The 15,261-nt window shown below is 56.4% G+C and carries 14 protein-coding genes; 5 read left to right on the top strand and 9 right to left on the bottom strand.

The genetic code is table 11. The features are described from left to right. Window positions 1–23 precede the first annotated feature (23 nt). The 4 genes from Q4T40_09245 to Q4T40_09230 all read left to right on the top strand — a co-directional run bounded on the left by Q4T40_09245 (window position 24) and on the right by Q4T40_09230 (window position 3,722). Window positions 24–719 (top strand): response regulator transcription factor, encoded by a 696-nt coding sequence (locus Q4T40_09245; GenBank protein MDT8901423.1) that lies wholly within the window; start codon window positions 24–26, stop codon window positions 717–719. Then, the gene (locus Q4T40_09240; protein MDT8901422.1) at window positions 716–2,632 is read left to right on the top strand and encodes an ATP-binding protein; all 1,917 of its coding nucleotides are present in this window, start codon (window positions 716–718) and stop codon (window positions 2,630–2,632) included. The genes Q4T40_09245 and Q4T40_09240 overlap by 4 nt, the downstream gene beginning before the upstream one ends. Window positions 2,633–2,684: 52 nt before the next feature. Continuing rightward, the gene (locus Q4T40_09235) at window positions 2,685–2,891 is read left to right on the top strand and encodes an SHOCT domain-containing protein (GenBank protein ID MDT8901421.1); all 207 of its coding nucleotides are present in this window, start codon (window positions 2,685–2,687) and stop codon (window positions 2,889–2,891) included. Window positions 2,892–3,293: 402 nt separating this feature from the next. After that, on the top strand, window positions 3,294–3,722 hold the full coding sequence (locus Q4T40_09230; protein ID MDT8901420.1) for a hypothetical protein: 429 nt from the start codon (window positions 3,294–3,296) through the stop codon (window positions 3,720–3,722). A gap of 408 nt (window positions 3,723–4,130) precedes the next feature. Here Q4T40_09230 and Q4T40_09225 read toward each other — a convergent pair whose 3' ends face one another. Further along, window positions 4,131–5,552 (bottom strand): ATP-binding protein, encoded by a 1,422-nt coding sequence (locus tag Q4T40_09225; protein ID MDT8901419.1) that lies wholly within the window; start codon window positions 5,550–5,552, stop codon window positions 4,131–4,133. 243 nt (window positions 5,553–5,795) lie between these two features. Then, entirely contained in the window at window positions 5,796–6,092 is a 297-nt protein-coding gene (locus tag Q4T40_09220) for a LysM peptidoglycan-binding domain-containing protein (protein ID MDT8901418.1), read from the bottom strand. Between the two features lie 163 nt (window positions 6,093–6,255). Here Q4T40_09220 and lexA point away from each other — a divergent pair, with 163 nt between their 5' ends. Continuing rightward, complete coding sequence (lexA, locus tag Q4T40_09215; protein ID MDT8901417.1) at window positions 6,256–6,876, top strand: transcriptional repressor LexA; 621 nt, start codon at window positions 6,256–6,258, stop codon at window positions 6,874–6,876. A 68-nt stretch (window positions 6,877–6,944) separates the two neighbouring features. On the opposite strand, the gene Q4T40_09210 is transcribed toward lexA, so the two are convergent. From Q4T40_09210 to hflX, 7 genes are all read right to left on the bottom strand, one after another. Further along, complete coding sequence (locus Q4T40_09210; protein ID MDT8901416.1) at window positions 6,945–8,063, bottom strand: AAA family ATPase; 1,119 nt, start codon at window positions 8,061–8,063, stop codon at window positions 6,945–6,947. Between the two features lie 116 nt (window positions 8,064–8,179). Further along, complete coding sequence (locus Q4T40_09205; protein ID MDT8901415.1) at window positions 8,180–9,556, bottom strand: VanW family protein; 1,377 nt, start codon at window positions 9,554–9,556, stop codon at window positions 8,180–8,182. 70 nt (window positions 9,557–9,626) lie between these two features. After that, window positions 9,627–10,373: a PRC-barrel domain-containing protein gene (locus Q4T40_09200; protein ID MDT8901414.1), complete on the bottom strand. Its 747-nt coding sequence runs from the start codon at window positions 10,371–10,373 to the stop codon at window positions 9,627–9,629. Window positions 10,374–10,401: 28 nt separating this feature from the next. Beyond that, window positions 10,402–11,091 carry a hypothetical protein gene (locus tag Q4T40_09195; protein MDT8901413.1) on the bottom strand — a complete coding sequence of 230 codons (690 nt, stop codon included), beginning with the start codon at window positions 11,089–11,091 and terminating at the stop codon, window positions 10,402–10,404. Window positions 11,092–11,153: 62 nt separating this feature from the next. Beyond that, window positions 11,154–11,672 carry a hypothetical protein gene (locus Q4T40_09190; GenBank protein ID MDT8901412.1) on the bottom strand — a complete coding sequence of 173 codons (519 nt, stop codon included), beginning with the start codon at window positions 11,670–11,672 and terminating at the stop codon, window positions 11,154–11,156. 524 nt (window positions 11,673–12,196) lie between these two features. Then, entirely contained in the window at window positions 12,197–13,441 is a 1,245-nt protein-coding gene (locus tag Q4T40_09185; protein MDT8901411.1) for a methionine gamma-lyase family protein, read from the bottom strand. Continuing rightward, window positions 13,434–15,251: a GTPase HflX gene (gene hflX / locus Q4T40_09180; GenBank protein MDT8901410.1), complete on the bottom strand. Its 1,818-nt coding sequence runs from the start codon at window positions 15,249–15,251 to the stop codon at window positions 13,434–13,436. Before hflX ends, Q4T40_09185 begins: the two co-directional genes overlap by 8 nt. Between the last annotated feature and the right edge of the window lie 10 nt (window positions 15,252–15,261).

Raw genomic sequence — 15,261 nt, 5'->3', positions numbered from 1 at the left:
CCTGGACAAGAGGTGAGCTGACGATGACCGACAAAACAGTGCTGATAGTGGACGATGAAGCTCAAATCCGGGAATTGCTATCCCTTTACTTTACCCAGGACGGGTTTGCCGTGGCCGAAGCTGCCGATGGTGCTTCGGCGCTTCTTTCTGTGCAGCAGGTTAAGCCGGACATCATCATTCTAGACATCATGATGCCTGTGCTCGACGGCATCGAGGTATGCCGGCAAATCCGCAAGTTCTCGAATGTGCCCATCATCATCCTGACTTCCCGCAGTGAAGACGATGACCGTATCCTGGGGCTTGAAACCGGCGCGGACGATTATGTGGCAAAGCCATTTAACCCCAAAGAAATCGTGGCTCGTGCCAAAGCCGTACTCCGGCGGACTGCCGCCCCGCAACAATACGCCGCCGCTGATGTCGTTAATCTGCCCAGCCTCGCTATCAATATGGCCGAACACAGCGTGATCGCCTTCGGCCACCCGGTGGCGCTAGCCAACAAGGAGCTTGAGGTGCTATGGCTGCTTACCTCCCATCCGGGTAAAGTATTATCCCGCGAACAGATGCTGGAGCTGGTGTGGGATTACAGCTACTCCGGCGACACCCGCACGGTCGACACGCACGTCAAACGGCTCCGCAAGAAATTGGGCGCCGGGCCGGATACGCCCTGGGATATAAAAACCGTCTGGGGCATCGGCTACAAGTTCGAGGTGCGACCATGAGGATCTCGCTGCAATACAAGCTGTTGGCTGCGTTTATGGCTCTGGTTGTCCTGGGGCCTGCCGGGATCGGCGCCGGCGGATCGATGCTCATCCGCGATTACTTTGTCGCTCGCAAGCAGCACGAACTGACGGATAAAGCCTATGAAATGGCGCGGATGGTCAATGCTTACTACGACGGGCGCATTACCCATGGCCAGCTTCACAATTTCGTTAACAGCGTGGACAGTTTCCTGGATGCCAGGGTCTGGGCGGTAGATAAAGACCTCAACCTTATTACCGTGTCCGAGGAACGGCCGGACGACGGCCAAGTCACCCGTCGTCCGGCGTCGGTCGTCAAACCAAGCCCCATGCCTCAAGAACGATGGGACTGTGATGTTCCGGGCGAATCCGGCGGCATGATGTCGCCCGGCTGGCAGCATAACCGGCAAGCAGGCCGGCCTGGGCAACTGAACCCAAATAGCCCAAGCGGCGGGCAGTCCGGGGTGTCGCCTCGGTCCGTCGATTCGGATAGCGAACAGCCTAGTGGCGGTCATCACGGAATGATGGGCGGTTGGCGATCAGACAGGCAGAATATTATGGGACGCCCCGAAGTACAGAACAGTCAGCAAGTGCAACAATCTCGGAGCGCTGCGCCTGGTGTTGCGCAGGCCACCGCCGAAGGCCCAGCGCTCAAGATTATGGCGGACAAAGGGCAGCCATCGATTACGCTTGACTTGGGCCAAGGGGCGCAAAAAGGGGAACAACCGAATCCCGCAATCGGCTTGGCTGATATAAAAGGGATGAGTGAGATCATTCAGGCTGTGCGAGCCAACTACGGCCAGACCTGGGCCAAAACGTATTATCATCCCTATTACGAGGAAAATATGCTTATCGTAGCTGTGCCGTTAATACGCCAGAATGGCACGGTGAACGGCACGGTGATGATTAACGCGCCGATTGAGGAAATCGACAACTTTTTGCAGCATATCTATAAATATCTTAGCTACGCCGGAGTAGTGGCCATCCTGTTTGCCGTCGTCCTGGCCGCCTATATGGCAAGAGGCATCGCGCGGCCGCTCAGGGCCATGCGGGAAACAGCCGCTGCCCTGGCCGGGGGCAATTACGACCAGCGAATAACGGTAACGACCAGCGACGAAGTGGGCGATCTGGGTCAGTCCCTCAATTCCCTGGCCCATGACCTGGGTGAATACGTCCGGCGGATGGAACTGGCCGATAAAATGCGCCGGGATTTTGTCGCCAACGTATCCCATGAACTACGGACGCCGCTAACCATCATGCGCGGTTATAACCAGGCGCTGCAGGACGGTACTGTCACCGACTGCGGACAGGTAAGGAAATACCACCGGGTCATGGGCGACGAAATTCTGCGCTTGGAGAAATTGATCGCTGAGCTATTGGATCTAAGCCAGCTGCAGGCGAACGGTGCAGGCCTGGAAATAGAGCAAGTATCCCTGGCGGAAGTGGTCGATAATGTCAGCACTTTGTTGAAGCAGAAAAGTGAAGAAAAAGGAGTAACCGTAGTTATTCAGATTGATCCAAGCGTTCCCTCCGTTCAGGGCGATGGCGACCGGTTGACGCAACTGGTGCTTATCCTGATGGACAATGCCCTGAAGTTTACGCAGCCAGGGGGGCAAATAGCCGCTCGGCTGATTGCCGGCGACGACGGCGTTTCCTTATCCGTTGCCGACACTGGGGCGGGTATTCCCGTAGAAGACTTGCCGCATATATGGGAGCGGTTCTACAAAGCAGATAAATCCCGTTCCAGCGGCGGCACCGGCCTGGGGCTGGCGATTGCTAGACAGATTATCGAGCTCCACGGCGCAACCGTTGAAGTGACCAGCGCCTGTGGCGATGGTACGACCTTTACAATCAGATTTCCCATTATCAAAAACGGAAAACGAGAGGTGAAATAACATGTGCGATTGGTTCGGCGGTCCCGGAGGCTGGTTTGGAGGCGGCATATTCATGATGTTACCGATGCTTCTGTTTTGGGGTTTGCTCATTTGGGGTGGCATCGTTTTGGTACGTAAACTGTCGTGGTCGAGCCACCCTAATCGACTGGCACCGGAGTCCGGCAAAGCTCTCGAAATTTTGAAAGAGCGCTACGCCAAAGGCGAAATTACCCGGGAAGAGTTTGAGCAGATGAAAAAAGACATCCAAATCCATCACTGATTATGAATTTCCGAATGACGACAAGGAAGGGGAGGCGTAAGCCTTCCCTTCCTACATCAGTGTGAGTGTCATGCCGCCAACCCCTTTCAATACTTTTACTACACCGCGCAAGCGGAAGGGGAGGGGGGCTAGTGATAATGCTTATTAAGTACTGCACTAGGCTAAACGTACCCCCGTAAGATGCCCCGCACATAGCGAAGCGGAGCGCGGGGAGTGTCACTAATTCTTCGTCAGTATTCCCCCAAACGTGCGGCAGAGCATGAGTGAGCATACATGTGAAATGCGTAACTTAGTGGAGCGGAAGGGGGATGAGAATTTGGATTTAACCTATAAATGGCATTTTATGGTATAATTTACATATAGCAAAGATGTGAGAGAACTGTGGAGGTGAGACGTGTACCTATGTTTACTACCCATAAAATCGCAATTGTTTCAAACAAAAAGCCCCAAGAAGCATTATCCATTATACAAAAACATATTACTTCCGATAAATCAACGCCGAAATTTTTCGTGGGTAAAGTAGATGGTTCCTCGTTTTATATCAATCGAAGAGACGAACCTATTTTTAGAGACATGTACATTGTACGTGTTAGCGGTACGATTAGTGAGCATGGGGAAGGTTCATTAATTGATATATCTATGCGTCCTCGCATTTTTTATCTAATTGCATTTTTGGTTTTATTTATGTTTATTACGATTATCCCAGGAATTTTTGGCAAGGTAGTACCACAATTCCTTATCATATTTGCTATTGCAATTGCTATAAGTACATATGGTTATCTTACCGAAGTGAAACTGGTCACACAATATCTGAAAAAGATATTTGCATAGGAAAATTTACGTGGACAAGAAATCCGACCTCCTACGAGCCGTTTTAAGCCATTTTTTATGAGGGGCTTGTACGTTCGCACCTAGGCATTTCAAGATTTATTCAATCCATGCGAATGAAAGAGGTAAATCGTCCACAGCCAACGCGCCAGCGGTGGCATCATACAGTAGGGGAACGTCCACGCCTGTCGCATAACATCTATTATGTCTAAGTAACAGCAGCCGTTGGCGAGGGGAGTGCTACGCAGTACCCTTGCCAGCGCCTGCGCCCATTGTTCGAGGAAACTCATGCCCAAATTTCCCCCCACTCATCGTTACTTAACATAATAGATATTATCGGACGTAATGAAAGAAGAAAAATTTGGCCTCTGGTCAGGCCAACTAACAAGAAAGATGCAAAATAATATTTTATCAGGCTACAACGGGCAGCTCGACAGTGAAAACAGTGCCGCGGCCGCGTTGGGATTGAACGTCTATGCGGCCGTGATGCCTGTCGATGATACTTTTGCAGATAGCCAGTCCCAAACCGGTGCCCGCATCTTTGGTTGTAAAAAACGGGTCGAATATTTTCTCAAGGTTCCAGGGGGCGATTCCTTCGCCGGTATCGGTGACGGTAAGGCAGACGGCTTTCTCGTTTAATGCTGTGCGGACCGACATCGCTCCCCTGGACGGCGTCGCCTCGATAGCATTACGGGCCAGGTTTAGTACCAGTTGGCGGATCTCTTTGTCGTCGGCGTAGACCATGAGTGGTTGCTCGGCAGGACGAAAATCCACATGGACTCCGGCTTTATTGGCGTCAGCTTCGATCAATGGCATAATATTTTCGATTATGCCATTGATGTTATGTAACCCTATCTCTACTCGCCGGTTTTTGGCCAGAGATAAAAATGCGGTCATCGTTTCATTCATGTGATCGATTTCCTCAATGATTACCGCGTATTGCGCAGTCTGGGACTGGTCAGCCTTGAGCATCATCCGTTGGACGTAACCCCTGATGACTGTCATAGGGTTTCGTATTTCATGGACTACGCCGGTAGCCATCTCGCCGATCAAGTTGAGGCGGTCGAAGCGGGCGATTTCCGCCTCGACCCGAGCCTGGGCTGCGTATTCGTTGCTGAGGCGGTTTCTAAGATCGGTCACGGTGTCGAGCAACGGCTTTATTTGTGGGAATTCGCGGAAATATTCCTCCTCTTCTCCACCTTGTTTAATATGTTCGGCAAGCATTGTCAACGAGTAGTTGTTGTTCCAGCTAAGCCACCAAACACCGGCAAGGATGATCAAAAGGATGATCACCAGCACGCCGAGGGTTTTTCCCAGCTCTGCGTAATAGGCCGCCCGGATATCATGGCCTTTGACGTTTACCCAAATGTGGCCGATGATTTCACCGCGGTGGTACAGCGGGTAGTTGACGCTAAGGATGGCGTCGCTGTCCTGCATGAAACTGTTGCCGATGTAAACCGTCTCGGTGTGCCTGCTTTTGTATACCCTAAGCGCTTCATCTGTAGCCTTAGCTCCCAAAAGGCGTGGGTTTTCGGGAATGAGGGCGACGATGTGCAGATCCCTGTCATAGTAGCCAAAGCCGTAACCAGGCCAGTCTATGGCGACTTCGCGGAGGGTTGGCTGGAGCTTTTCATACAGTATGTGTCGCCTGGCGTCTACTGTAAGCCCTCTCGATTCGTTGCCGGGAATGCGAAACGAACCGGGAAATCGCTGCTCCAGGATGGTGGCGATGGTGAGCAGGGTTTTCTGTTTTTCATTGAGGAGGTGCTGCTTGGCGTACTGGGCGTGCTGGAAAGCGAGTAAAGCGAAAGGTACGGAAATAAAGATCACCATAAGCAGATACGCTCGTCGGGCCAAAGGAAAAGATTGAAACATCAAATCACCGTTGCAAAAAATCTGAAAACAGGCACATATCATCGAAGCCGTTTCCAAAATCCGTATATTCGCGGTGATATGTCGGATTCCTGCTGCGAAATTTGTCATTATTTACATATTTGTGTAAAAATGTAAAATAAATTTCTAAACGCCGGTTTTTTGTCGATTTTTCGCCGCGCTTTCAGCCGTGACTCGCGGCCTTTAATTTTTAACCGGCACTTTGAGCACCTGACCGGGATGGATCCGGACATTGTTATCGAGGTTATTGGCCTTCTTTATTGCCACGACGATGTTGCGGATGTCGTCCTTTTCGCCTGCGGCGCTGGCGGCTATAGACCAGACGGTGTCTCCCCCGGCAACCTGCACAAGACGATAACTGCCCTCGACGGAACGACTGCTGGCGTCTACTCCGGCACCGGCTGACCAGGCGTAAAACAGGAACAGGACGACCATGCCTATTTTGATGAGAGATTCCGTGTTGATTTTACGCGTCATCATGCTGCGCCTCCCGAATATATGTTCGAGTTAATAATACCATAGTACATATGTTCGGTCAAGGGGTTTGTGGAAAAAATCCGAACAGACGTTTGCGTTTTCTACCAATAGCTGTTATAATTGATATCGATAAGGTTACGTAAATTTGGAGGCGGGAGATGAGCTTATGAGCAAGGAACGCTTCTTGAGTTCGCGGCAAAAGCAGATTTTAGCCTACATCAAAGATATGTTGCGGGCCAAGGGTTATCCGCCGTCGGTAAGGGAGATCGGCGAGGCGGTCGGACTAAGTTCCAGTTCCACCGTCCACAGCCACCTGGCAAAGCTCGAGGAGCTCGGTTTTATCCGCCGCGACCCCACTAAGCCGCGGGCGATCGATGTTCTCGATGAGACTCCCTGGCGGCAGAAGGCGTTGACGCCTGTGCCGCTTGTGGGTAGGGTTACGGCAGGTCAGCCCATCCTGGCGATGGAAAACATCGAGGAGACCTATCCCCTGCCAACCGAGCTTGTGGGGCGGGAAAACGTGTTTATGCTGGCCGTGCGCGGCGATAGCATGATCAACGCCGGTATCCTCGACGGCGACTATGTGCTGGTGCGGGACCAGGATACCGCCCGCAACGGGGAAATCGTCGTCGCCATGGTCGGGGATGACGAGGCCACCGTCAAACGGTTTTTCCGCGAAAAGGACCATGTCCGGTTACAGCCGGAGAACGATTACCTGGAGCCGATCATTTCCCGCGAGGTTACCATCCTCGGCAAGGTTATCGGCGTCTTCCGCAAAATACACTGAGACATAAAATAAAGAGGGCTTCAAAGCCCTCTTTATTTTATGTGCGTAATATATTATGTAAATTATTCTTACCTCCCTTTCATCAGGGAGAGCATTTTTCCGAGAAACCCCGACATTCCCGACGACGCAGGCGCGGGCTTGTTTAAGAGGCGGGCGGCGATTGAACTGACATTGCGGGACGGAACGGACTGAGGGGCGGATAACAGGAAAGGCTGCTGTTGTTTGAGGCTTTTGCTGACGAGAGGGTCGTCTTCGATGTAGCCGATGTATTCGATCTCCTTGCCAAGGTAGCGGTTAACCGTTCCTAGCAGCCGGTTGGCCGCAATTTCAGCTTCCTGACGGTTTTCAGCCCGGTTGACGACCAGCATCTGCTTGGTTTGGCAGGCGAGGCTGTGGGTGACTTTGATGATGGCGTACGCATCGGTTATGGCATGGGGTTCCGGGGTTGTGACGATTATGGTTTCGTCGGCGGCTAAAAGGAAGTTAGAAACGTCGCGGGAGATGCCTGCCCCGGTGTCGAGGAGAATCAGATCGGCCAGGCCGTCGAGTTGGTTAAAGCTGGCGATGAGACGGCCAAACTGAGCCTCGGTCATCTGGGTCAGGGCCTGGAAACCGGAACCGCCGGGGATTACGGCGATGTTGCCGGGCGCGGGCACGGCAATGTCGAGGAGGCTTTTATCGCCTGCCAGAAGGTGGGTGATGTTGTATTTTGCGCTGAGGCGCAACAAAACGTCGACATTGGCGGTACCAAGGTCGGCGTCGATGATGAATACCCTTTTGTTTTGCGCCGCCAGGGCGATAGCCAGGTTGATGGTGAAGGTGGTTTTGCCGACGCCGCCTTTGCCGCTGGTGACGGCGATGACCCTGGACATGCCTTCTTTAAGGGTGCGGGAAGTTGTACGCGATATGGCCTGGGGGCGCATCAGAGTGTAGGTTTTGGTCTCTCCCAGGTCGCGGGAGATGATTTCGCTGTTGAAAACGTAATCGCGCAGTCCCTGTTTAATGGTTATTTCCAGGCGGCTGCCCACCGGCAGGAGCATTATCCGTCCTTGGTCGTAGGGGATGCTCACGGTAACGGTGTGGGGCGTTTCGGCGACGATCCGCGAGGTGTACGGTTTGGTGGCTTGCGGGGTCAGAGTCTTTATCTGGAGCGGTTGGCCGATTATCAGGCTGATTGCATCAGACATGCTTTTTCCCCCGTCATGGCTTGTCTGTACCATAATTCGGCGCTGTCGCTTGCTCATCCTTTCGCCGGGAAAAATAAAAACGGCTGTACGCCGTTTTTATGACTGGTAAAGGGGGTTCACTTTTTCGGGGCCGGAGTTTTGGTGCCGACCCGAACCACCCGGTCTTCGGGCTGGTATTCGTCGGTGGAGATCAGCTCGCGACCGATCTCGCGGCCGGCGGCGTACTTGACGCGATAGGCGCTGATATGAAACCCCTTCTGCCCTTCCACTTCGACTACTTCTTTGCCGAGATCCAGGTCGGGGTCCTGCTTGACGACCGTGTTCGGTTCCCAGACCTTTTTATCGGCGGAAACGATGTGAATTTCCGGCGGGTTGGACTTCAAGCGGCCGAGGATATGGATGTTGACCTGATCGCCGGCGACGTCGCTGAGGATGTAAATGTTGTGGCCCGAGGTATTGCGAAACCTGAAGTCAAGGTAATTGTCGGCGACGGTGGCGTCCAAACCGAGCGGCACATATCCCGGGGGCCGGAAATGCGGGGTACGTTCCTCAATCTTTAAATCGGCCAGCAGCGCGGCGTTGTAAAGGGTGCTGCTCACCTGGCAAACGCCTCCGCCCCAGTCGGGAACAAGTTTGCCGTTGATGAATACGGGCGCTATTTTGTAGCCGTTTTTGGCCAGGCGGGGGCCGACGATGGCGTTGAAGGAAAAAACTTCTCCCTGTCTGACGATGGTGTCGTCAAGGTTGCTGGCTGCTATTAAAATGTTTGCGGAGCGGTTTTTTTCTTCGGGGCTAAACTGGGTTGTGTAGGAGCCGATGACGCCGTCGATGCCTTCGAGGTCGCGGGCGGTGATCGCCGGTGCGAGTTTGGCGACGGTCAGCGGCAGTACGAAGGGGATTTTGGTGTTAAGCTTGACGGCGATGTCGGCCTGAGTTTTGTCGATATCGACCTTGAGGCCGACAGCATCCGGCTCCTTGGAAACGCTGAAGTTGGCCACTACCTTGAGAGAGGCGTTGCGCGGGTCACGGTCGACAGTGGCGGCGATCGCGGCAATTCTTGCGCGGAGCTTGTCGTCGCTATACCCTACCGCCAGCGGGACGGTGTGACCGCGATTTATCGCCAGATATCTTTCCTGCAGCTGTTGGAATATATTGCCCGTCCGACCGACCGCGTATGCCTTTTTGGCCAGGGCGGCGGCATCGATGGAAAGGTCAATTTCTCCGGCAGCTATTGTCCAGCGCTTGTCGTTATAGATCAGGGTTATAGGCTCGTGTTTCGTCCACGCGTTAAAGGCGTCGGCAATCTTTTGCTCCGCAGCCGGCAAGGTTAAGCCGCCGACATCGATATCGCCGACACGTACGCCGCCATAGACGTCATCGGTGACGGTGAAGGCGGTGTTGAGCGTCACGGTGCCTATGACACTGAAAAGTACGATGACGCCAAGGAAGATTATGATGTTTTTGGCGACAGGCTTTGATGTCGTTGGCTGCACGGCGGCACTTCCAATCGTCAAGGAGGATGTAGAGAGAGGAAACCCCCGCGACGCGGGGGAAGGTCTTTTTCTAGATGCTCATGGAAAGCTCGACGAACTTTCCTGCCAACTTGGCTTTCTGGATTACTTCTTCGGTAATTTCGCCGCCTTGCTCGACGATAACCACGCCGTTATCTGTCTCGATGCGGCGGTTGGACTTCTTGCCGAGAAGGTATTTGCGCTGCTTGTCGTCAAACTTTTTTGCGGAATCGTCGTCAGCGGCCGGCGCGGGAGCGGCAGGCGCCGGAGCCGGAGCGGCGGCGGGAGCAGGGGCGGCGGCAGGCGTTTCAGCAGGTTTGGCGGCAGGCGCGGGCGCGTCGCCGTCGGCGACAATGACGACGTCTTTGGCGAAGGTAAAGACCCGCTGGGTGGGAATATGAGTAATACTGCCGTCAGCTTCTTCAACTTCGCAACTTACGATCTTTCCGGCGGCATCGACGGCAATTTCGGTTATCTTGCCTTGCATACGGCCCGCCTTGGTGAGTACCTTGGCGCCGATGACGGTGACGGCTGCGGCAAGAAGCTTTTCAAGATCAGGGGCGCCGCTGACCGGCACTATGTTGCTCGCGCTTTCGACGGTAATCGCTGATTCGCCCAGACCCGTTACGGTGGTGAAGGGCAACAGCTTGGCGCCCAGATACCATTTCCCGTCGTCGATGACGAGCGCGGCGACCGCGCCTTGGGCAGGGTTGATAACGAGGCTTTTGGCCGTACCGAGCTCAAGGCCTTCGCTGATGCTGATTACCGGCAAACCGAGAATGTCGACACTTTTTTTCATCCGTATTCCTCCCATAAAATAATCGGTACTAGGCTAAATTTCGCCATTCACGGAATTCGGCGTCGATCTCGCGGCTTATATCCGCGGGAATCCGACTGAACGGCACGTACCCTACCCTTTTTTCCAGCAACGTGTTTTTGACGATACGCAGGTAGGCGATCGTAATGACGAATTCCTGGTCGAGGGTCTCATTTTCCAGCAGAGCCAGGAGGCTGCGGCTTTCGGTAAGCACAGCGATCGCTTCGTCGTAAGCTCCCCTGTTCTTGAGGAGATTGGCGATCTCGATCGCCAGGAACGGAGCGGCTTCGCTGAACCGGTAGAGGCGCAGGGCGCGCCGGAAGGCGTCAAGCGCCTGTTGATGGTTGCCGGCCTCTTTCTGGACGAATGCGAAGTCCATCAAATCATCCAGACTGTCTGAGGCGGGGTGCGACGGGATTGTCACTGCGTTCGCCTCCATCGTCAGGGTATCGTCTTCGGGAGCGGCGACAGCGTCCTGGTTTTCGACAGCCGCATCGTCTACCGGCGACTGCCCTGGAGAGTTCCCGGCCGAAAAAGCGAAGGTGGACAAGGGATCGGCAGCGATTTCGCCGTGATCATCCGGTTCAGCAGGCTTATTCTCAGCTTCAGGCACAGGCTCGGGCGCGACGGTCGGGGACGGTTCGGTACTAGCCTCGGGTGCTGCCGTCGCAGCCGGAAGGATAGTCAGCGGCTCGCCCACATCAACCGCGGGATTAATGTCCTGGCTGGTATCTGTCGCGGCGATAATGCTGAGTTCAAGATTTATGTCAAAATCTGAATTCGGAAGTTCAGGCTCGGGCTCGGGTATAGGCTCAGGCTCAGGCTCAGGCTCAGGCTCAGGTTCAGGTTCGGGTTCAGGTTCGGGTTCAGGTTCAGGTTCGGGTTCAGGTTCAGGTTCAGGTTCAGGTTCGGGTTCAGGTACAGGTACAGGTACAGGCTCGGGCTCGGGTACAGGTTCAGGCTTGGGCTTGGGTTCGGGTTCAGGTTCAGGTTCAGGTTCGGGTTCAGGTTCGGGTTCAGGTTCGGGTTCAGGTTCAGGTTCGGGTTCAGGTTCAGGTTCGGGTTCAGGTTCAGGTTCGGGTTCAGGTACAGGTACAGGTACAGGTACAGGTACAGGTACAGGTACAGGTACAGGTACAGGTACAGGCTCGGGCTCGGGTACAGGTTCAGGCTTGGGCTTGGGTTCGGGTTCAGGTTCAGGCTTGGGTTCGGGTATAGTTGCCGCGGTGGCTGGATCAAGTTTTTCGGGAGTGTCAGAGGTAACAGCTGCCGGCTGTTCATCGGTTGTTATGGCCGGTGTTTCGTCTTGCGCCTGGTTTCCGCCACGGTCGGCGGCAATAAAAGTGGCGGCTGCCGCGATCAGCGCGGAACCGTCGTTTAGCTGTTCGGCCGGCGACGCCGGCAAGGCAGTTACGGAGCCGGGCGACGGCAAGTCGCGGGGGTCATCGTAATAGGCCACGAAGTAAGCGAAGATAACGGCGAAAACGGCCAAAAAGCCGACGGTGCCAGCGAGCCCGGCGAAGCTGACGACGATGCGCGGCAGGACAAGGCTGAGGAATAAGGCGCAAGCGGCGCACAGCACCAGTGACTTTAGGCGCAGTCGGACACCGAAGACTTTGTTGGCTAGCAGATATACGACGCACGTCGTGGCCGCAATGGCCAGCAAGGTGATAGCTATGTATTCCACGTGACCCCACCGAATAGAAGATTTCCGCGGTTTTTCTATGCTATTGTTCGACGCCGGTCGATAATTTCCTGTCTCATGGCGTTGAATAAGGCAAATATGTGTTGAAACATGTATCTTCTTAGCTGTTGCCGACAGCGCGGGCGGCGCCGGTGATGCCGAGGACGGCGTGCTCGAAGGTCAGTCCTCCCTGCAGATAGACTGCGAATGGAGGGCGGAGAGGCCCGTCGGCGCTCAATTCGATGGACGAGCCCTGAACGAAGGTGCCGCCGGCCATGACGACAGCGTCGCTGTAGCCAGGCATGGCGCTGGGCTCAGGCACGACGTGGGCGTCCACCGGCGACCAGCGCTGGAGGCCGCGGCAGAAGGCAACCATCTTATCGGCCGAACCTAGTTCGATTGCCTGGATGATGTCGCTGCGGGGCGCATCGTAGCTCGGCAGGGTGTTGTACCCCAGTTTTGCGAAGAGCGAGGCGGCGAAAACGGCTCCTTTGAGGGCTTGGGCGACGGTGTGGGGGGCGAGGAAAAGTCCCTGGAAGAGAAGCCGGTTGTCGGCGAGGGTGGCGCCTAGTTCGCTGCCGATCCCGGGGGCGGTGAGGCGGCAGGCGGCCAGTTCGACGAGATCGGCGCGGCCAGCGATGTAGCCGCCGGCGGGAGCTATGCCGCCGCCGGGGTTTTTGATGAGCGAGCCGGCAATAATGTCGGCGCCGGCGGCAGTCGGCTCGCTCGACTCTACGAATTCCCCGTAGCAGTTGTCGACAAAACAGACGCAATCGGGCTGGCAGCGCTTCACGTGAGCGCAGGCGCGGCCGATTGCGGCGACGCTTAGCGGCGGGCGAAGACTGTAGCCGCGGGAGCGCTGAATGAGCACCAGTTTTGTTTTGGCCGAAATGGCGGCGGCTACCCCCGCCCCGTCGACCTCGCCGTCATCTGTCAGGGGGACTTCACGATAGGTTATGCCGTAATCGGCCAGCGACCCTGGAGACGCCTGCGGGTGGCCGATAACAGTCTGCATTGTGTCATAAGGGGCGCCGGTGACGGACAGCAGTTCGTCGCCCGGCCGCAGGAGGCCGAACAGGACGGCGGCCAGGGCGTGGGTGCCGGAGACGAAATGGGCGCGGACAAGAGCCTTTTCGGCGCCGAATATATCGGCCCAAACCTCGTCGAGCTTGTCCCGACCGGCATCACCGTAGCCGTAGCCGGTGGTGGCGCGGAAATGGAAATCGCCGACCTGGTGGCGGCGGAATGCGTCGAGGATGCGGGCGGTATTGTCGCGGGCAACGGCGTCGAGGCCGGCAAAAACGGGGGCCGCCTCGTCGAGGGCGGCACGGGTAAGGGCTTTAAGGTTGTCTGGCAAGTCATTCATCTGTCGGCACCTCATCAGTCACTAAGTATTGTTGGAATACGGCGGCTTCTTCGGGAGGAAGGGCGATACTGACGCGGATGCCTCCGTCGGTGTATTCGGCGGCGTTCACGGCGCCGAGGTCATAGAGTCGGGCGAGCACGCCGCTGTCGCTGTAGGGTATGAGGAGAACGGCGTCCACGCTCCGGCGACGCAGGAAGGCGCGGATGCGGTCGAGCAGGGCGGCGATACCTTCGCCGCCGAGAGCGGAGACCGCGACGCTGTCGGGAGTGCGCAGCAGACGCTCTTTAAGATGGGGGTTGTCGAGGCGGTCGACCTTGTTAAAGACGGGGATGACGGGCTTGTCGGCGGCCCCGAGCTCGCCGAGGACACGGAACACGGCGTCGCTCTGCTCCTGATGAAGGGGATGGCTGGCGTCAATGACGTGCAGCAGAAGTTCGGCCTGAACCACTTCTTCGAGGGTGGCGCGGAAGGCGGCCACGAGTTGATGAGGCAGCTTTTGGATGAAGCCGACGGTGTCGGTGAGCAGCGCTTCCTGGCCGCCGGGTAGGGTTATCTTGCGGGTCGTGGGATCGAGGGTGGCGAAAAGCTTGTCCTCGGCCAGGACGTCGGCCGCGGTAAGAGCGTTCAAAAGAGTGGATTTGCCGGCGTTGGTGTAGCCGACGAGAGCGACACCGGGGATGCGCGCGTCCTGGCGCCGCTGGCGGTGGAGCTCCCGATGGCGGCGGATAAGCCGGATTTCCCGTTCGATGTCGGCTATCCGTTCGCGGATGCGGCGGCGGTCGACCTCAAGCTTGGTTTCTCCGGGGCCGCGGGTGCCGATGCCGCCTCCCAGCCGGGAAAGGACGAGGCCCTGGCCGCCTAAGCGCGGCAGGTTATACTTCAATTGCGCGAGTTCGACCTGCAGCTTGCCTTCGTGGGTGCGGGCCCGCTGCGCGAAGATGTCGAGGATGAGGGCGGTGCGATCAAGCACCTTGGTGCCTAGGGACTGTTCGAGATTGCGCTGCTGGGCGGGCGAGAGTTCGTCGTCGAAGATGACGAGGTTGGCGCCTTTCTCCTGCCGGGCGGCGGCAATCTCCAGCACTTTGCCGCGGCCGACGAACAGGGCGGCATCGGGGCGGTCGCGCTTCTGCCACATTTTACCGACAACCGTCGCGCCGGCCGTTTCGGCCAGCTGGGCGAGTTCCTCCAGCGAATCGGCCACATCCCAGCCGGACTGACTCTCGACCCCCACCAAAATGGCCTGTTCCTTTTCGGCCAGGCTTATGGATTTGCCGCGCTCTTCCAGGCGCCGGTCGATCTGGCCGGTCAGATAGGCGAGATCCATGGCGACGAAATCGTCGAGTGACAAGGGGCCGACGGTGTCTATCGCCGCCTCCCCCTCCCCTTCCCAGCCGGAAATGTAGGCGAAGCTGACCTGACCGACTGAGGCGCGCTCGTCGACGCCGAGGGCGGCCATGAGGTCGAAGCGCATTTCCTTGAGCGAGGTCAGGTCGAGGGCGCTTAGCTCGCTGTCGCCGGTGGGGTGGGTATGGATGCAGCGGATGCCGCTCAGGCGGTGGGCGGCGCGGCGGCCGGCCGTTTCCGGCAGGCTGACGGTGCGGGTGTCGCCGACGGCGACGCTGACAACCTGACCGCGCCGGTTAAGATAGACGGCAAGCTCGCGGCCGAGCTGGGCGGTGAGACGGGCCATGAGGGCGGCGAGATCGGCGGTTATCGCCTCACCGGCGGGGATTTCGACTTTATAAAGGCTTTCCAGTATCTCCCGCGTGCTCTTGCGGATGCCGCTGAGATTTCCTTGTACGTCCGGCAATCAAATCATC

The organism is Selenomonadales bacterium 4137-cl (assembly GCA_032334055.1).
In the GTDB taxonomy this organism is placed as follows: domain Bacteria; phylum Bacillota; class Negativicutes; order Sporomusales; family UBA7701; genus Anaeroselena; species Anaeroselena agilis.
The sequence above is the reverse complement of the archived record's forward strand: the minus strand, read 5'-3'. Positions and strand labels throughout refer to the sequence as shown.